Annotated in this window: 13 protein-coding genes; 7 read left to right on the top strand and 6 right to left on the bottom strand. The window is 68.2% G+C overall.

Annotation, left to right across the window (positions count from 1 at the left end; translation table 11 throughout):
- Window positions 1-52 precede the first annotated feature (52 nt).
- Window positions 53-1,549, top strand: coding sequence for a hypothetical protein (locus tag AB0O15_RS40065; RefSeq protein ID WP_364330622.1), 1,497 nt, complete (start codon window positions 53-55; stop codon window positions 1,547-1,549).
- Entirely contained in the window at window positions 1,539-3,089 is a 1,551-nt protein-coding gene (locus AB0O15_RS40060; protein WP_364330619.1) for a peptidoglycan DD-metalloendopeptidase family protein, read from the top strand. The genes AB0O15_RS40065 and AB0O15_RS40060 overlap by 11 nt, the downstream gene beginning before the upstream one ends.
- A 271-nt stretch (window positions 3,090-3,360) precedes the next feature.
- On the opposite strand, the gene AB0O15_RS40055 is transcribed toward AB0O15_RS40060, so the two are convergent.
- A complete protein-coding gene (locus AB0O15_RS40055; protein WP_364330616.1) occupies window positions 3,361-5,310 on the bottom strand; it encodes a S53 family peptidase in 1,950 nt (649 codons plus the stop codon).
- 332 nt (window positions 5,311-5,642) lie between these two features.
- Here AB0O15_RS40055 and AB0O15_RS40050 point away from each other — a divergent pair, with 332 nt between their 5' ends.
- Window positions 5,643-7,322: an N-acetylmuramoyl-L-alanine amidase gene (locus AB0O15_RS40050; RefSeq protein ID WP_364330613.1), complete on the top strand. Its 1,680-nt coding sequence runs from the start codon at window positions 5,643-5,645 to the stop codon at window positions 7,320-7,322.
- 30 nt (window positions 7,323-7,352) lie between these two features.
- Window positions 7,353-8,486 carry a hypothetical protein gene (locus AB0O15_RS40045; RefSeq protein ID WP_364330610.1) on the top strand — a complete coding sequence of 378 codons (1,134 nt, stop codon included), beginning with the start codon at window positions 7,353-7,355 and terminating at the stop codon, window positions 8,484-8,486.
- A gap of 28 nt (window positions 8,487-8,514) precedes the next feature.
- On the opposite strand, the gene AB0O15_RS40040 is transcribed toward AB0O15_RS40045, so the two are convergent.
- Window positions 8,515-10,833 carry a BTAD domain-containing putative transcriptional regulator gene (locus AB0O15_RS40040; RefSeq protein WP_364330607.1) on the bottom strand — a complete coding sequence of 773 codons (2,319 nt, stop codon included), beginning with the start codon at window positions 10,831-10,833 and terminating at the stop codon, window positions 8,515-8,517.
- A 270-nt stretch (window positions 10,834-11,103) separates the two neighbouring features.
- Window positions 11,104-12,459 (bottom strand): hypothetical protein, encoded by a 1,356-nt coding sequence (locus AB0O15_RS40035; protein WP_364330604.1) that lies wholly within the window; start codon window positions 12,457-12,459, stop codon window positions 11,104-11,106.
- Between the two features lie 240 nt (window positions 12,460-12,699).
- Here AB0O15_RS40035 and AB0O15_RS40030 point away from each other — a divergent pair, with 240 nt between their 5' ends.
- On the top strand, window positions 12,700-12,831 hold the full coding sequence (locus tag AB0O15_RS40030; RefSeq protein ID WP_364330602.1) for a hypothetical protein: 132 nt from the start codon (window positions 12,700-12,702) through the stop codon (window positions 12,829-12,831).
- On the opposite strand, the gene AB0O15_RS40025 is transcribed toward AB0O15_RS40030, so the two are convergent.
- Window positions 12,810-14,027 (bottom strand): glycosyltransferase, encoded by a 1,218-nt coding sequence (locus tag AB0O15_RS40025; RefSeq protein WP_364330599.1) that lies wholly within the window; start codon window positions 14,025-14,027, stop codon window positions 12,810-12,812. The two genes, AB0O15_RS40030 and AB0O15_RS40025, sit on opposite strands and share 22 nt — an antisense overlap.
- Before the next feature lie 49 nt (window positions 14,028-14,076).
- Entirely contained in the window at window positions 14,077-14,511 is a 435-nt protein-coding gene (locus tag AB0O15_RS40020; RefSeq protein ID WP_364330597.1) for a hypothetical protein, read from the bottom strand.
- Between the two features lie 527 nt (window positions 14,512-15,038).
- Between AB0O15_RS40020 and AB0O15_RS40015 the strand changes: the two genes are divergently transcribed.
- Window positions 15,039-16,574 carry an IS701 family transposase gene (locus AB0O15_RS40015; protein ID WP_364330594.1) on the top strand — a complete coding sequence of 512 codons (1,536 nt, stop codon included), beginning with the start codon at window positions 15,039-15,041 and terminating at the stop codon, window positions 16,572-16,574.
- Between the two features lie 359 nt (window positions 16,575-16,933).
- Here AB0O15_RS40015 and AB0O15_RS40010 read toward each other — a convergent pair whose 3' ends face one another.
- Window positions 16,934-17,212, bottom strand: a complete 279-nt coding sequence (locus AB0O15_RS40010) for a hypothetical protein (RefSeq protein WP_364330591.1) — start codon at window positions 17,210-17,212, stop codon at window positions 16,934-16,936.
- Between the two features lie 454 nt (window positions 17,213-17,666).
- Here AB0O15_RS40010 and AB0O15_RS40005 point away from each other — a divergent pair, with 454 nt between their 5' ends.
- The gene (locus tag AB0O15_RS40005; protein WP_364330588.1) at window positions 17,667-17,894 is read left to right on the top strand and encodes a Tn3 family transposase; all 228 of its coding nucleotides are present in this window, start codon (window positions 17,667-17,669) and stop codon (window positions 17,892-17,894) included.
- Window positions 17,895-17,953: the final 59 nt, after the last annotated feature.

Raw genomic sequence — 17,953 nt, 5'->3', positions numbered from 1 at the left:
CCGCCGGCATCCGGTACGGCCCGGCGGATCGAACCAGATACGGAGATCAGTCATGGCTCCACGCCCCATCACAGGCGCGCGAATACTCGCCGGCGTCGTCCTCGCCATCAGCGCGATCGCTATCCCCTCACCCGCCGCGGCGGAATGCCCGTCGGTCCCGTCCCAGCACGATCCGGCGATCATCCAGACCGTCTACGACGTCGGGGTGAGCCGCAGCGTCACCGACAAGGTTCTGCTCGCCGCGTTCGAGACCGGCTGGGTCGAGTCGCACATGAACAACCTCGCCTGCGGCGACAAGGACTCCCTCGGCGTCTTCCAGCAGCGGTCGTCGCAAGGCTGGGGCACGCCGGCACAGATCATGGACCCGGTCTACTCCTCGAACAAGTTCTACGATCTCGCGATCGCCATGGATCTGCAGTATCCGAACGACTCCGCGGGCGGCATTGCCCAGCGCGTGCAGAGGTCGGGGCACCCGACCCGCTACGACGAGAACGAGGGCAAGGCCCGCGAGTTGCTGGCTCTGGTGACCGGCGTTCGTGGGCCGTCGCCGAACCCGGCGTTTGCCTACGGCAACGGCGAGCGGCACTACTTCGGGCGGAACATCAGCGGCAACCTCGCCCACTCCTGGACCAACCCCGCGGTCGGGCACCCGGAGGCCGATGTCTGGGCGGGCTCCGCGGTCACCGGCGATCCGGTCACCTTCACGCACGGCGTCGAGCAGCACGTGTTCGCCCGTACGCCGCAGAACGATCTGGCGCACTGGGTCTGGTATCCCGGCGTGCCGAACAACATGCCGGTGCTGGACGGCTGGGGCGCCACCGGCCGGGTCACCTCCGATCCAGCCGGCTTCTCCTACGGCGACCAGCAGCACGTGTTCTACCGGGCGCCCGACGGCAGCCTCGAGCATCGCTGGTGGGACGCCTCCGAGTGGCAGGTATCCCATGACACCTGGCCTGGCCCGACCATCACCGGTAACCCGGTCGCATACACGTTCGGCACCGAGCAGCATGTGTTCGCCCGTACGCCGGAGGGCAAGCTGGCCCACTGGGTCTGGTACCCGGGCATTCCGAACGACCTGCCGATCGCCGACGACTGGGGCACCACCGCCGGTCAGGTCGTCTCCGACCTCGCCGGTTTCTCCTACGGCGACCAGCAGCACATCTTCTTCCGGACCGCCGCCGGCACCATCGCCCACCGTTACTGGGACGCCTCCGAACGGCGGATCGTGAACGACGGTGACTGGGCCGGCGCCACGGTCACCGGCAACCCGGTCGCCTATGGGCACGGCAAGGAGTACCACGTCTTCGCGCGCGGCACGGACAACAGCCTCAAGCACTGGGTGTGGTACCCGGGGGTCGCGAACAACCGGCCGGTGCTCGACGAGTGGTCCGCCGCGGGCACGGTCGCCGGTGACCCGGCCGGCTTCGCCACCGGCGACCAGCAGCACGTCTTCTTCCGCAGCGCGGACGGCACCCTGGCAACCCGCTTCTGGGACGCCTCGGACCGGCGCGTCTACGCCGAGAACTGGAGCGGCCAATATGCCGGCTGACCGCCCGTCACCGCTGGGCCGACGGCGCACCACCCTGGCCGCCGTGCTCGCCACGATCGCCCTGATCACGGCCGTGCTTCCCGGCGCGCCGGCCGCCGCGGCGGGGGCGCGGCCCGACTTCAAGGCGCCGTGGCCCTGCGATGAGCCCCGGCTCTACTTCCACCACTCCACCGAGGTCGTCAACGCGATCGACTACAACGTGATCGGATCGAGTGGGCTGGGCACACCGGTGCTCGCATCCGCGCCCGGCACCGTCGTCTCGGCCCAGGTCAACGGCGGTTACGGGAATGAGGTCGTGGTTGACCACGGCGGTGGATGGTCGACCCGGGTGGCGCACCTGTCCGCGTTCTCCGTCGGGCTCGGCGCGAACGTGGCGCAGGGCCAGGAACTCGGCAAGGTCGGCTCGACCGGCAACTCCAGCGGCCCGCACCTGCATTTCGAGCAGATCGCGGACGGTGTGCGCCAGCCGATCGTCATCGACGACACCGCGATGCGCTACGACGGCGGCACCTACACCCACACCGGCCGCAACTGTGGCGTCTCCTCGAACGGCTCCACGAACCGGGCCTTCGTGTACGGGAACGAGCGGCACCACTTCGAGGTGAACGCCGCCGGACAGCTCGTGCACTCGTGGTCGAACCCGGGCGCACCCGGCCCGCAGTCCGACATCTGGACCGGCAGCGCGGTCACCGGAAAGCCGGCCGCCTTCGTCCACGGCAACGAGCAGCACGTCTTCGCCCGCACGCCGGACAGCAATCTGGCCCACTGGGTGTGGTATCCGGGCGCGCCGAACAACCTGCCGGTGCTGGACGGCTGGAACGCCACCGGCCGTGTCGCCTCCGACCCCACCGGCTTCTCCTTCGGCGATCAGCAGCACGTCTTCTACCGGACCTCGGACGGCAAACTGGAACACCGTTGGTGGGACACCTCCGAGTGGCGGATCTCCACCGACGTGTGGACCGGCCCGGCCATCGCCGGCAATCCGGTCGGCGTGGCGTACGGCGGCGAGCAGCACATCCTTGCGCGTACCACCGACAACAAGCTGGCCCACTGGGTGTGGTTCGAGGGCATCGCGAACAACCTGCCGGCGGCGGACGCCTTCGGCACCACCGCCGGGGAGGTGACCTCGGACCCGGTCGGCTTCGGGTACGGCGACCAGACGCACGTCTTCTACCGATCCGCGGCCGGTGGCGTCCAGCACCGCTACCGGGACGCCTCCGAGCAGCGGGTCACCGCCGACACCTGGCCGGGCGCGACCACCGTCGGCACGCTCCTGGCGTACACCTACGGCGACGAGCAACACCTCTTCGCCCGTACCGACACCGGCGCGCTCGCGCACTGGGCGTGGTATCCGACGGCGGCCGGCGGACTCCCGGTCCTCGACGAGTGGTCCCCCGCCGGCACGGTGACCACCGATCCGGCCGGGTTCGTCGCCGGCGACCGGCAGAACGTCCTTTACCGCCGACCCGACGGCCGGCTGGAGAATCGCTACTGGGACGCCTCCGACGCGGCCATCCACACCGAACCGTGGAACGGATGACCCGCGTCCATTCGTGGAACACCCCGGGGCCGGCCTGACGCCCCGGGGTGTGTCTTAACGAGAGACCGATGAACAGACGAACGATCGTGGCGACGATCGGAATCCTCATCGGTCCGATCCCGGCCGCCCCACCGGCCGCCGGCACGGAAGACCCGCCGCCGGAACGCAGTGGCTGCGCGCGGCGGAACGCGCACCAACCCCCTCTTCTCCTGGGCGCCCCGGACCCACGTCTCCGGTGCGGTGACCGGTCACCGCACCGGAGACGCGTGAGCTACCGGGCCGTCGTCCTTTCCGGGTCCGGGTCGGGGGCCAGGAAGTAGGCGGTGCGCGGGGATCCGACACCGGTCATGTCGTCGTAACCCCGCCCGGTGGCGATCGTCTGCGGAAACTGCATGCTCCGCAGCGAGTACGTGACGCCGCCCGTGTCGTCGATCCGGTTGACGTAGTCCGCGCGCACCTGTGCACGGGTGGTGGTGTCCGCGACATCCTGGAGGTCACCGCGGTTGGCGTAGTGGTACAGCAGCGGGTTGACGAAGCCGTGGTGCATATGGGCCTGCTGGTCGGCGACTGCCATCATGCCGGCGAGAAGCGGCGACGCGAGGCTGGTGCCCCCCGAGCGGGACTCGTTGTAACGGACGCCGTCGGGGAACGTCTGGGCATAGCCGATGACCATCCCGGTGGCCGGGTCCGCGACCATGGCGATGTCCGGGACCGCGCGCCCGCGCCCGCCGTGCCGCGTGGCGATCGCGTCGGGCACGACCCCGACCTGGTAAGACGGCTGCGCGAACACCTGGCTGGTGCCGCCGCCGGTGCCGGAGGAGAAGTTGCCGGGCGGGGCCGGGGTCCAGGCACCGTCCCGCAGGTCGGAACGGGCGGTTACCCACCCGGTCTCGAAAAGGTACTCGCCGTTGCGGCCGATGCCCAGCGACGTGCCGCCGACGGCGGTGACGAGCGGCTCGGAGGCCGGGTGCGCGGTCACCGGCTTGCCGTCGGCCGTGATCCGGGAGTTGTCCCCGGTGTCACCGGTGGCGAAGTAGACGCCGATCCCGGTCGCGCCCGCCTGGAGCATCGTCGCGTGGTAGGCGTCGAAGAGCGCCGAGTTGACCCGCTCGTCATTGACGCCCCACGAGTTGGTGACGATGTCGGCGAGGTGGCCGTCGACGACCTTGTTGACCGCCTCGTACTGGTCGCGGTCATCGCAGCTCGCGGCGGTGACCAGGGTGATGTCCGCGCCCGGGGCGATCGTGTGCACCGCCTCGACGTCGATCGCCTCCTCGGTGTACCACGACGGCTCTCCGCACTCCTCCCCCCAGCGGTAGCCGCCTGCGGGCTCGACCTGCGTGAACTGGCCGGGCTTCATGGCCGGCAGGCCGTAGCGTCCGCTGTAGGTGTTGAGGTCGGCGAGCACCGACGGCGACAGATAGGACGCGACGACGGCAACCTTCACGCCGCGACCATCCACACCGGACGCGTGCGCCTGCCGGACACCGTACGCGCTCTGGATCTGGCTCGGGGTGTACCCGCACACCGCGTAAGGCCAGTTGTTGCCGTACGCCGGCGGCTTGGTGGGGTCCACCTTCTGTCCGAAGTAGTCGGAGCAGGGACGACCGGCACGGACCGCCCCCGGCGGCGCGGCGGCGTTGGGCTGACCCTTCGCCGACGCTCCGGCCGGCATGCCGTCGCCATGGAAGGAGCGGGTCAGGATACGGCGCTCCGCCAGCCCGGACACCCCCGCGACCACGGACCGCAACGCCCCGGGAACGGTGACCGCCGTCGCTGGCGCCCGGCCGTGCTCCGCGGACGTCCGCAGGTCGGTGCCGAAGGCCCGCTCGGCCGCGGCGACTCGGCCGGTGGCCCGCACGTAACGCCGGTTCGAGGGCACGGCGGTAACCGTCAGGCCACTGCCGGTCAACCAGTCGGTGACGTGCGCCAGGTCCTCGTCGGTGGTCGCGTACCGTTGACGGAACTCCTGGGCGGAGAGGTACTTGCCGTAGCCGTCGCTGCGGGGATCGCTGGCCGCTTTGACGAACTTCTCCAGCGCGACGGTCTCGCGCCCGGCCAGGTACACATCGACGGTCAACGCAGCGTCGCCCGCCGCGTCGGCGGTTGCCGCCGTGATCAGGCTGTCTGCCCGCACGGCGACCCGATCCGCGTCAGCGGCCTCGGCCTGGGTGGCGAACGCCAGTTGGCCCAGGGCGAGGGCCATCACGGCGGTCGCCATGGTTCTTGTCCTGCTTCGCATGTCGTCCCTTCCGGTCTCACGTGGACACCACGGCGGTGCTCCGCCGGCTCCCACGCCGTCTGAACGCCCGTCGGATCAGGCGTTTTGCCGATCACACCACCGGTCTATGACATATCGCTCTCGTACGGATGGCGCGGCTCCAACCGATCGCGTTGACCTGCGGGGCAAGGCCGGGGCGGGACGGCTGAAGGTTTCTTGAAGGGCGTCGTGTCACGGTGTCGGCGCACAGCCCGGCGTGGCTTTGATCAGTCGGCCGGGCGTTGCCGGCGGCCATCTGGCCGTCCGGAGCGGACAAGAGATCCGGAGTAGACATGTCACCTCGTGCGGTTTCCCGCCGTTCGCTGCTCGGCGGCGCCACAGCCGTCGGCGCCGGCATCGCACTCGGCGGATTCCAGTTCGGATCCGGCCCGCGACCCGCCGGCGCCGCGATCTCGGCCGCCGACATCATCCCCTGCGACTCGTGGGGAGCCCGGCAGCCGGACCAGAACCTCACAGTGATCGGCCGCAACCCCGACAAGATCCTGATCCACCACACCGCCAGCGGCAACGAAAACGGGACCGCGCTGGCGAACGCGACGGCGATGGCGCGATCGATCCAGAACGACCACATGGACACGAATGGCTGGGGCGACACCGGCCAGCACTTCACCGTGTCCCGGGGCGGATACCTCCTGGAGGGACGCCACCGCAGCCTGGAGACGCTGGCGGCGGGCCGGGGCATGGTGGTCGGCGTCCACTGTCCGGACCAGAACGACAAGGCGATCGGCATCGAGAACGAGGGCACCTTCACCAATGTCGGCCCGCCGGCCGCGCTCTACGATCGCCTCGTCGACCTGTGCGTCTTCATCTGCCAGCAGTACGGCATCCCGACCACGCAGATCTACGGTCATCGGGACTTCTTCGCCACCGCGTGTCCTGGCGACGTCTTCTACCCCATGCTCGCGCAGCTGAGGTCGGACGTCGCGAGCCGGCTGGGCGGCGGCGGCCAGACACCCAACCAGGCCTTCGGGTACCTCGGCGAGCGGCATTTCTTCGGCCGCGGCGAGAACGGCGACCTCGCCCACTCGTGGCTGAACCCCGCGGTCGGGCACCCCGAATCGGACGTGTGGGCGGGATCCGCGATAGCCGGAAAGCCGGTCGCGTTCACCCACGGTAACGAGCAACACGTCTTCGCCCGCACACCACAGGACAGCCTGGCGCACTGGGTGTGGTACCCGGGCGCCCCGAACAACAAGCCGGTGCTCGACAGCTGGGCCCCGAACGGCCGAGTCACCTCGGACCTCGCCGGCTTCTCCTACGGCGACCAGCAACACGTCTTCTACCGGGCACCCGACGGCAGCCTGGAACACCGCTGGTGGGACGCCTCCGAATGGCGGATCTCCAACGACACCTGGCACGGCCCGACCATCACCGGCAACCCCGTCGCCTACACCTTCGGCACCGAACAACACGTCTTCGCGCGCACACCCGACGGCAAACTGGCCCACTGGGTCTGGTACCCCGAAATCGCCGGCAACCTCCCGGCCGCCGACGACTGGGGCACCACCAACGGCCAAGTCACCTCCGACCCCGCCGGCTTCTCCTACGGCGACCAGCAACACATCTTCTACCGCGCACTCGACGGCACCATCGCCCACCGCTTCTGGGACGCCTCCGAACGAAGAATCGTCACCGACAACGACTGGGCCGGCGCCACCACCACCGGCAGACCACTCGCCTACGGACACGGCAGAGAACAACACCTCTTCGCACGCGGCACAGACAACAGTCTCAAACACTGGGTCTGGTACCCAGGCGTCACCAACAACCGCCCGGTACTCGACCAATGGTCCAACCCCGGCACCGTCAGCAGCGACCCCGCCGGCTTCGCCACCGGCGACCAGCAACACGTCTTCTTCCGCGCCCCGGACGGCACCCTCGAAACCCGCTACTGGGACGCCTCCGACCAACGCGTCCACACCGAGAACTGGAACGGCCGATACGCCGGCTGATCAGGCAACAACTCACTTCAAGGAGGTCACATGTCGACAACTCCATCCCTGGAGTCCCGACCCCGACACACGGTGCTGACAGCGGTCCGCGCCGTCACGGCGGTGTTCACCACCACGGCGGTGCTCGCCACCGCGCTGGTCGGCACAGCCACATCCGCGACGGCCGCAAGCCCGTCGTCGAGCGGCTCCACGAACCAGGCGTTCGTCTACGGCGGCGAGCGGCACCTTTTCGAGATCGACCCCGCCGGCCGGCTCGCGCACTCATGGTCGGCCCCGGCGCCCGCGACGTCCCGGTCCGAGATCTGGGCCGGCCGACCGGTCACCGGCAAGCCGATCGCGTACGTCCACAACGACGAACAGCACGTCTTCGCTCGCACACCGAACAACAACCTCATGCACTGGGTCTTGAAGGCGGGCGCCCAGCCGAGGGGCGAGTACGTGGACACCTTCAACCACGTGAGATCCGACCCTACCGGCTTCTCCTTCGGCAGCCGGCGTCACGTCTTCTACGCGACGAACGGGAGCCTGGAACACCGCTCGTGGGACGACTCCGGGAAGTCCACCAAAGACACCTGGGCGGGGCCGGCGATCACCGGCAATCCGGCCGCCCTGGTGCACAACGGCGAGCAGCACATCTTCGCTCGCGCCGTGGACAACCGGCTCGTGCACTGGGTCTGGTACGACGGCATCGCGAACAACCTGCCCGCCGTGGACGACTTCGGCACCGGACCCGCTGCGCTGAGTTCGGATCCGGTGGGCTTCGGATACGACGATCAGGTACACGTCTTCGTGCGGTCGGGCGGCGGCGGTGTGCAGCACTACTACCGTGACGCCTCGGACGGGCGGATCACGGCCGTCGGCTGGGCCGGGCCGGACGTGGTCGGCTCCCTGCTCGCGTACACGGTCGGTGACAGGCAGCACCTCTTCGGACGCACTGCCACCGGCGGGATCGTCCACTGGGTCTGGTACCCGTCCATCCCGGGCAACTGGCCGGCCACCGACGAGTGGTCCCCGACGGGAACTGTCGCGACCGCGTCTGATCCGGCCGGTTTCGCCATCGACGACCAGCAACAGGTCTTCTTCCGGCGGCCCGACGGACGCCTGGAGAACCGCTACTGGGACGACTCCGATCAGTCCCTTCACGCCGAAACATGGGCCGGGTGACCGATTTTCGACCCCCGATCGGTTCGGGTCACGCCCGGACCGGTCGGGACATCGGGCGCGGAGAGCGGGATTCGCCGACCGTCTCGGTCAGCTCCCGGCTGCTGTGCCGGCGGAAGATGACCTGCGCGGCGCCGGAGGCCTGCCGGGCGCTGTGGCTGAGGCCCGCCGACTCGTGCAGCCATGCCATGTCACGAAGAGTGCGAGCCTGCCACAGGGGAAGCCGCAACTCCTTCCAGCGGTGCAGCGCCTGGCGCAGGTTGTCCTCGGCGTTGGTCAAGCTGCCCGCCACCAGCCACGCCTCACCCAGCGTCCGCAGCACGAGCGCCTCGCCGAACGTGTCATGCAGCCCCCGGCAGGTCCACAGGATCGGCTGCAGCCGGCGGATCGCCTCGGCCGGCCGCCCCTGGCGAAGCTCCACCTTCGCCAGTGACTGGTCGGCGTAGGCGGTGCCGAGCCGGTCCTCCGCACGCGCGAAGAGCGACCTCGCGTCACGGAAGTGGGCGGCGGCCTCCTCCAGGGCGCCCCGAGCGCGGGACACCAGCCCTGCGCCCCGCAAGGCGGTCGCCTCCCCCGTGCCATGGGCTTCGGCGCGGTAGGCGATACGCGCCCGCAGGTAGCATTCGGTGGCGGTATCGAGCCGCCCCTGCTCCAGGTGGGCAGCGCCGATCGCGTTGTACAGGAACCCCGACGTAAGTTGGTCGCCGGCCGCATCGATGGGACCGAGAGCGCCTCCCAGGTGCCGCAGGCCGACGTCGAACCGGCCTTGCCCGACCAGCACCCGGCCCAGCCCTGCGGTGATCACCGCCGCCGCGTGGCCGCCGGCGGCAGTCGGCCCGAGCATGGCCAGCGCCCGCTGGTGATAGTCGGCGGACGCCTCGAACCGGCCCTGCTCGAAGCACATCCGGCCGAGGCTGTGAAGAATGGCCGCCTCCGTGGCGCGGTCACCGACGTGGCGGGCGGCGGCCAGGGCCGCCTCATGCGTGCGGTGCCACTCGGTGAACTGGTTACGATGAGCGAAGGTGGCTCGCACCAGCGCCGCCGCCAACGCGCAACACTCGTCCACGGCGCCGGTCGCACCAGCCCTTTCCACAATGGAGACCAAGGTGCCCAGCTCGGCCTGCAACTGGCTCTGGACGCCTGCGCGGCGCCGCCTGCGCGGCGCCGGGACGCTCCAGGTGGCCGGCGCCGACGGGTACGTAAGGCCGGGAATCGGAAGTGCCGGATGCTCGTCGACCATCATCAGCGCCGCCCGGGCCGCCCGAGCGGCGTGCATCCGCCGGGTGGCCGGATCGGAGTCCCTGCCGGCGGGCTCCCGGCCGAGCGCCGGAGCCCCGGCGACCACGCTGTAGCGTGTCTGCCCGGCTGGATCCCGACTCGTGGGCACCAGCAGGCCGGCGGTGACGAGCTGCCGGCTCGCCGACGGCGTGTGATCCGCCGCCGGGCGCGGCACGAGCGCGTCTACCAGCCAGCCCGCGACGTCGGTCAGGCTCAACGACGTCAGCGCGGACACCGTCTGGCGCGCGGCAGGCGACAGAATGGCCGAACCTGAGCCGGGCTCGACGTGCGCGCCTCCCCCATGGATCTCCGCATAGGCCCGGTGCAGGTGGTCGCCGGGCGGCGCGCCCACCTGGGTGGCCAGGACCTCACAACCGGTCTCGTAAGCGGCCAGCGCGTCGGCGATGCGACCGGCGCGATGCAGGGCGGTGACGAGCTGGCCCCGAAGCCGTTCGTCAAGCGGGTATCGTGCGACCAGGGCGACCAACTCGGCGATCAGATCACCGCTGGACCCAGTCGTCAGCGCAGCCGACATGCGCTCGACCGCGCACGCCCGATGCAGCTCGGCCAAACGCTCCGCGTGCCGCTCGACGGCGACGCCGCGCAGACCCTCCAAGGGTGTGCCGCGCCAGAACGACAGCGCCCGGGACAGCATGGCCGCGCCCGTAGCGTGGTCACCGGCGGCCACCGCCCGCCGGCCGCGGTCGCGCAACCGTTCGAACTCGGTCAGATCGAGCCGGCCGGAGCGCACCTCCCAGGCGTATCCGGGCAACCGGCGGGTGATGACAGGACCGTGCCGGTCACGCAGCGCCGTCCGCAGGGTCGACACGTACGTGTGCAGCAGTGAGGTGGCCCGCGCGGGTGCCTTGTCGCCCCACAGCGTGTCTACGAGCCGATCGATGGAGACCGCCTCGCCCTGCGCCAGCAGAAGCTCGGCGAGCAGCGTGCGAGGTTTGAGGCCGCCGAGGTCGAGGTCACGGCCGGCACGGCGGGCGCCGACCGGACCCAGCAGGCGGAGGTGTAGACCGCCCGGCCCGGAAGGGAAGGGACTCCCGCCGAACACCGTGGACATACGACCCGACTTCCGGTTTGGCCTACCTACGGAGAATGATCGATATCCGAGCATTTCCTACGCGCTGACGGTCCTCAAGCCCCGCAACGCCCAATCGACGTGCGCGCAAGCAGCGCGACAGCGCGAAGAAAGAATCGCCCAGGCAGACATCACTCGGGTTCTGGCAAGCCCGGGACTGCGAGCACATCGATTCACATACGTACGCACAATGGGTGGACCACCCGTAGCATGAAAGGCTGCCGGCGACACCGACGTCATTGCCAGGTAAGGCTATTGACGGCAGGGATCGGGACGGACAATGGGCGCCAACTGGCCGTTGATGGCACCGCCGGACTCACTCGCGGAGAAGAAGCGGCGCTGGTCATCGTTCTCGCTGGTGTCCCAGGTCCAGAACAACCAACCGGAGAAGCCTTGCCGGCAACTGTCCACCTGATGTTCCCGCATCGCGTTCGCGGCCTGTGTCACGCTGCCGTCGAACGAATCGCGATAGGCGCCCGTCTCACCCATCAGCACGATGCCTTGCACGTCGTCCCACTCGCTGGATGCCAGATCATCCAGAAGCGAGTACGTCTTGCCGTACGGCAACCGCGGATACACGTGCAGATCGAGGAAGTCCAGCCGTGAATAGGCCGTCAGCACAGCCGGGCGCACCGGGTATCGCCACAGGTCAGGGTGGCCGCAGTCGGCCGAGCAGGAGTGCTGCATTCCGTCCGGCCCATCGCGATCGACGGCCCGATGAGTGAACATGCCGATGGTCGTCAGCAGCTGGGGATCCACGGCGCGGGCCGCGGCGGTCATCCGGTTGGCGTACTCGACGATACTGGCATCGGCTGCCTGCTGGCGATCGGCGGGCTTGGACATGTCGTAAACGATCCCGTTCGCCGGCCTGACCGTGCCGGTGTGCCGGGAGAACGGGCGGAGGTCGGTCCGCCACGTAGCCTCGTTATCGAACTGCAGCCCGAGCAGGGTGCTCATGAGCCCGCTCCCCAGGCGATCACGGATCGCCGTGACGAACTCCCGGACATACGTTTCTTTGGCCTTGACATGGCCTTCGTGCATGTACATCAGGTTGACGGATTCGATATTGAGTTGAGCACTGTCAACACTGCCGACCAGACCGTAGTAGTACTCGTTCTGCGGGAAGATACCGAGCACTGGCAACACGTAGACGCGATGGATCGCCGCTCGGCGCATGAAGTCGGCGACGTTGTCCAGGTAGGGGCCGTAACCGACGCTCCGATCGCCCACGCCGCGGCCGAGCCCGTGCGCATGTCCGGCCTTCGCGTCCGGGATGCTGCCGGAATCGATGAAGACCCGGACCAGGGTGTAGCCGTCGTGCTGGAGCTGTCCCAGAGTCCGTTCCGCCCGAGCCGCGTCGTACAGACCGGGCTCAAAGGTGGAGTGGAACCACCCCGAGGAGGATTCGGCGAGCCGTGCGTAATTGAAACCGCGAGGACGAAATGCCTTGCCGGTGGAGCTCTCGACCAGGGTGCCCCGTCCCTTGGTGCGCGGCGCCGCGATCCTCGGCAACGGTGCAGGGGCGGCCTGCACGATCTGTGCCGGTCCCGACCCGGCGGAGCCGCTCACGGTCTGGGCGGCGGCGACCCCAGTGGAAAGCACCAACAACCCCAACACGCTGATTCCGAAGGCGGTTCGACGTCCTGTCCGCATCACATTCCCCACACTCGGTTGCACAGTTGGATCAGGACCACGCAGTCCCATTCGGCCGCGAACTCTAGAGCCTGCCGCTGTCGTCTCGCTGTCGCGCCGATATCGCGAGGTGACCCGCCCGGGCAGCGGCGCGCCCGCGTACTTGTTACGCGCGGACGTCACCGGACCGGGCGTGCCCCTCGAACAGTTCGGCCCGTGCGGCCCGGCCACAACTCACCGGGCATGGCGCTGGTCAACGGTTTCACCCGCGAGGCGAACGACATCCTGCGGTTCATCACGGACACCACGATCTGGTTCTCCGACAATCAAAGCGAACGTTGCCGGTAGTGCGGTCGCAGACGGGATTCCTCAAAGAATGAGTCGGTCCAGGGCGCGCAGAGCTCACGATATTTTTTGGATTTCGTGCCTTGATTCAGTTGCTCGAGCAACGCGACGATGACTGCGTCGAGATGTCGCCCGGACGGGTCGACGACGCTTTCCGTTGTCAACTCCTCGTCGCTGCGTCGTCTTATAGCCTCGATGAGTCCGGCCCCGGTCACCATGCCGCCGAGTAGCTCGCGAATCGTCCGGAAATAGAAGGCGTCGGCCTCGGGCAGGTCCTCGCAGTTTCGGTAGACAGTCAGCCAGTCGCCCACGGCGGAAAGGCGCTGACACGCCGAGCCGAGCGCGAGGCGGTAATAGTCACGGGCGCTACGGCGGTCGCCAGTGTCGGTCGGCCTGCCCGCCAGTTCTTTGAGCCTCTCGCACAGACTCAGCAGTTCTGAATGGTCGTGCACTGCCAGTCCGTCGCGGACGGTGAAGTACCACCATCGAGGGTTGTCGGGGTCGTCCAGTCGGGCCGCCGCCAGCAGGTCGAGGTTTCGTTTCCTTTTGTTCTTGTCCATGACAACCGCCGGGCTGTAGCCGTCGTGGTTCATCTGGATGTCGATGGTGATGACTTCTACTGGTGTGGGCGAGCCCTGAGCAATCACCGGGTACTCGTGCACCTGGCCGCGGAAGCGAATCGCGCTGTCTGCCTTGAAGATGCGCGGCAGGTCGTGTGTGTATTCGCCGCGGTCCACGTGAACTATCTCGGGCGCGAACGTCAGACGAGACACGTTCTCCAGCCGAGACAGGGACATAAGGCAGGGTCGCAGCCGTCGTGCCGCTTCCTCGGTCAACCACTCGTCGGCATCGAGGAAGACTATCCATCCCCTCCCGACGGCGTCGATTCCCCGATTTCTTGCGTGTGCGAATGAATTAGCCCATGGCGTCCGGAGCAACCGGACGCCATGGGCGATGTAATCTCCGACAATATACGCGGTATTGTCCGTGGATCCCGTGTCGAGGACAATAATGTCGTCGAAATCTTGACCGATTACGCTGTCCAGACAGCGGGCGATGCAGCGTTCCTCGTCCTTGGCGAGAATGACGATGCTCACCGGGCTCGACTGCTCGTCCTCGGCAACCTTCACGGATGCCAACCGGGTCGGCGAGCCGGTTATCCATGTCGTCGGCAGGGTCAGGTCTTTCCGGTCGTGCACAGTAGTCACCCCTCGCCCGTCGATTGGCCGGCCTCCGTACACTGACGATCTACGGGCGACCGCAGGCCGACGAATCGGGCAGTGGCGTCGATCCGCCGCAGCCGTACCAAGAGCCTTCGAAGATGTAGCAGACGTAGTAAGAGGTTATCCAATCCTCATCGACGAAGTAGTAATTCACGAATGCCTGGGGGTTGCCGCATGTTTTCGTGTGGTCCCTTCGTACAAAGTCAGGCGTGAAGCAATCGCTCTGGATGACAGGACCTGACGTAGCCGCGGACGGGGCGCTGGCCGCCTCCGCCGGGGCGGCTCCCAACGCCAACATTGAAGCACCTGCGAGAAGCGTGCAGAAGACACCCCGCTTCACCGCAATTCCTGCGCCCCGGCTCGGGCGATCAAAAATCGAATCCGCCGCTGTCCGGCTCGGCGAAAGATCGACCAGTTCAGCTTCGAGAGTGGCCAGAAAGGCTTGCCGTTGCGTGTCCAACGTGACCTCCGTAGAGAAGCATCGGTGCAGAAGGCCACCCCGATGCGTTCGAGTCCTGCCTTTACGCCGCGGTGGAATTCAGGAGCAGGTGAGTGGAGAGAGAGCCCGCGGTAAGGGATTGAATTCTCGGATGAGAGTTCGGCGCTCCTTTGGTCAGAGTAGGCGGGCAATACGGCCACATCAAGAGACGTAGATGTCGCGACAGCGATATGAAAGTATTGTGAAACCGCGAGGCCAACGGACGCTCAAGGCACTGCTGGGCCTGGGGCCAATGGCGAGATCGTCGCCGACCCCATTGACGCGATACGCTGGTTCGGTGGTCGCGAGCAGCGGCAACACCTTGACCGAGACTCCGGTTGGTTTTCATTCGTCCGCCGGTGAGGTGGTTGAGGGCATCGACCTGGCCGGACGGCGGGCGATCCCCAGCCGGACCACGCTGACCGCCGTTCCGAAGACTGATCCCGCGGTGATCGTGAAGGCGGGACTGGACGGCTCGAGGCTGGCGACTGGGAAGTGCTTGCCGACGAGTGGTCCCGCGTCGCGAAGGCCGCTCTCGCCGCAGACTCACGTGTGTATTACAACGACCCGTACGACCTCCTGCAGAACTGCGCGGTTGCCGGACCTTCTTGCGTTCTGCTGCGTTGCACCGGCTGGTGTCGGGTCGAGTGCTTGGAGTGCTGGTGGTTCGTGCGGTGTGTCCGCCGGCCGCGGGTCCGTTGGAGGACTACGCGGTGTGTTTCGATGAGTTGTTCTCCCGGTTGGCGCAGCGGCGGGGTTTCCGTGAGTATCTGACCGGCCTGCTGGCGCCGCGGGATCGGAATAAGACGTTGACCGCCCTTGCTGGGTCCGAGCCGGTCAAGGGAGCGCAACATGCTGCGGTGCAACGGTTGCAGTACTTCCTGTCGCAGTCCACCTGGGACGCTGATGAGGTCAACCGGCGGCGCCTGGAGCTGCTGGTCAACGCTCCGGCGACCGCGCCGCACACGCGTGGGGTGATCGCCATCGACGACTCCGGCGACCGCAAAGACGGCACCGCGACGGCGCATGTCGGACGGCAGGGGCTGGGCCGTTACAGCAAGACCGACAACGGCATCGTCACCGTGACCACGGTCTGGGCCGACGAACGTGTCTACTATCCGCTGCACGCCGAGGCCTACACCCCGGCCTCCCACTTCCCCCGCAAGCAGGCCGACCCCGAGTTCCGGACCAAACTGCAGATCGCCGACGACCTGATCGACAAAGCGCTCGCCGCCGGCGTGGTCTGCCGGGCGGTCGTGGCGGACAGCTTCTACGGCGACCACGACCCGCTACGCGGACAGCTCAGTCAAAGCGGACTGGGGTTCGTCATGGCCCTCAAACCCTCCCGCGGCACCTGGCAGTACGGATCCCAGGCCCACACCCCGAAGGACGCCGCCCGGGCCGTGCCGTGGGGTGACCCGGAGGCTCCCGGCGGCTGGCACCCGGTCCAACGCCGGTTCTGCGACGGGCACACCGAAACCTGGTGGGCCACCGACGCCCAGCTCGTCTGGTGGGGGCCCGACGGACACACCCGCCTCGTCATCGCCACCACCGACCCGGCCACCCTGCCCGACAAGGCCACCTGGTACCTGGCCACCAACCTGGCACGCCCCGGCGGCCCACACGACACCCCCGATGCCGCCCACGAACCGGCAGACCTGACCGAAGTCGTCCGGCTCTACGGGATCCGGCACTGGATCGAGCAAAGCTACAAACAAGTCAAAGACGAACTCGGCTGGGCCGACTTCCAAGTCCGCTCCGCCACCGCGATCCGCCGCCACCAAACCCTGGTGAACTGCGCGTTCTCGTTCTGCTGGAACATCTGGTTCGACCCGCCGTCCACGAACGACACCGCCGCGACTGTTCCGGAGCCGTTCAGCGACAACTCCGGAGAGAGGGGGCACTCAAACCCCGCCGCCGGCCGAACACCCCAGCTGGCCAAAAGCGCTACGCGCTGTCCGTGCCTGGCTCACCCCATGGCTGCTGCTCCACCGCTACTGGACTGCTTGGAGCAGCAAGCCGCCACCCGGCCCCTACCACCATAAGGTGACAACTACCGCTAGTGCTGTGAACACTCGCGCTTCCCCAGGTTGGGTGGGTGTTGTGGTTCCTCGCCGCACGGGTGTGTGGTCGAGCGACTCCCATCCGGGCGGGGTAGGGCGGCCCTCAGCTGGCCAACGGTCGGCTCGCCGTCGTCCCGTGCCGGCAACTCAGGCAGCGGCAAAGACCATCGCAGCGCGGGAAGCCCGCCGTTGCGACGGCCCGGGGCGCCGCCAAGAAGAAGATCATGCCGTTCATCCGCGAGTGGCAGGTCACCGGCAAATGCGCGTGGGCTGACACACCGGGGGTGAGTGCCTTGTGGAAAGGCACTCACCCCGGTGCTCGGTTGCTGGCGACCGGACGGTCAACAGCCTGCGGTGATGTGGTTCGACTCGGCGAACAGGTAGTCGCCGCCGGCCGTGTATCCCTCGTGGATCACCCGGTACTCGTACTGGCCGGTGCCCCCACAGTCGTAGCCGACGCCGTAGTCCACGTCATTGGCATTGACGTTCGCCGTCTGCATCGTCTCCCAGCCGTACCACCGGCTCCGCTGCACCTCGACGTAGCTGGTACCAACGCCGCAGTTGCCGCTGCGCCAGCCGTCGCCGCGGATCTGATTGCCGCTCCGGTACGTGGTACCCACGTGGAGATCGCACGACGCGATCACGGGAACGCTGGCCGTTGCCGCGGTGCCGCCCGTGCATGCCGGTTGGGCCGGCGGGACGGCCGAGGGTCAGCGCGAGCACCACCGCGAACCGGATGCGCCGGCGGCGGGCGGCTGCGGGCGGGTCAAGGTCGGGCTCGGCGACGGCCGGGGGCGGAGGTGCGCTCATGCCGCTGCTGCGCATTCAATTGGTGCCCTCTCCGCGGCGACCACACGCGCTGGTCTGAACCGCGCAGCGAGTCGAGGCGCGGCAACAGACCGGTCAACGGCCGTCAGTAGCCGTATGGACGGTCGAGCAAACCGCGACCTTCCTGTCCTTCGTTGCGCAGGACCGCTTGGTGGTGATGTGGTGGCTGATCGCGCTGCGCGGCCTGCGCCGTGGTGAAGCCGCGGGGCTGCGGTGGGCAGACGTCGACTTGGACGCCGGGGTGGCATGCTGAACTGTGTCACGCTCTGGAATACCGCCTATTTGGACCGGGCGCTGGGCGAGCTGCGATCACAGGGCTACCCGGTCCTCGACGCTGACGTGGCTCGGCTGTCGGCGTATGCGCGTCGGCACATCAACGTTCACGGTCACTATTCGTTTCGGCTGCCTGACCTCGGCGGCGCCTGGCGGCCGCTGCGGGACCCGGACCAGAGTGATCGCGAGGAGCAGGACTGATCGGGCCCGGCCGGCGGCGGTTGCCCATCGGCCGTGGGCGGCCCGGGTTCCATGCCTGG

The organism is Actinoplanes sp. NPDC089786 (assembly GCF_040684855.1).
GTDB lineage: Bacteria > Actinomycetota > Actinomycetes > Mycobacteriales > Micromonosporaceae > Actinoplanes.
Note: the sequence above shows the minus strand (reverse complement) of the source record. Positions and strands in the feature narration are given on the sequence as shown.

What these genes read in the sequence shown, in the direction of transcription:
- AB0O15_RS40065 (WP_364330622.1), top strand. Translation starts at nt 53, where the DNA reads ATGGCTCCACGCCCCATCACAGGCGCGCGAATACTCGCCGGCGTCGTC.
- AB0O15_RS40060 (WP_364330619.1), top strand. Translation starts at nt 1,539, where the DNA reads ATGCCGGCTGACCGCCCGTCACCGCTGGGCCGACGGCGCACCACCCTG.
- AB0O15_RS40055 (WP_364330616.1), bottom strand. Translation starts at nt 5,310, where the DNA reads ATGGCGACCGCCGTGATGGCCCTCGCCCTGGGCCAACTGGCGTTCGCC.
- AB0O15_RS40050 (WP_364330613.1), top strand. Translation starts at nt 5,643, where the DNA reads ATGTCACCTCGTGCGGTTTCCCGCCGTTCGCTGCTCGGCGGCGCCACA.
- AB0O15_RS40045 (WP_364330610.1), top strand. Translation starts at nt 7,353, where the DNA reads ATGTCGACAACTCCATCCCTGGAGTCCCGACCCCGACACACGGTGCTG.
- AB0O15_RS40040 (WP_364330607.1), bottom strand. Translation starts at nt 10,833, where the DNA reads ATGTCCACGGTGTTCGGCGGGAGTCCCTTCCCTTCCGGGCCGGGCGGT.
- AB0O15_RS40005 (WP_364330588.1), top strand. Translation starts at nt 17,667, where the DNA reads ATGCTGAACTGTGTCACGCTCTGGAATACCGCCTATTTGGACCGGGCG.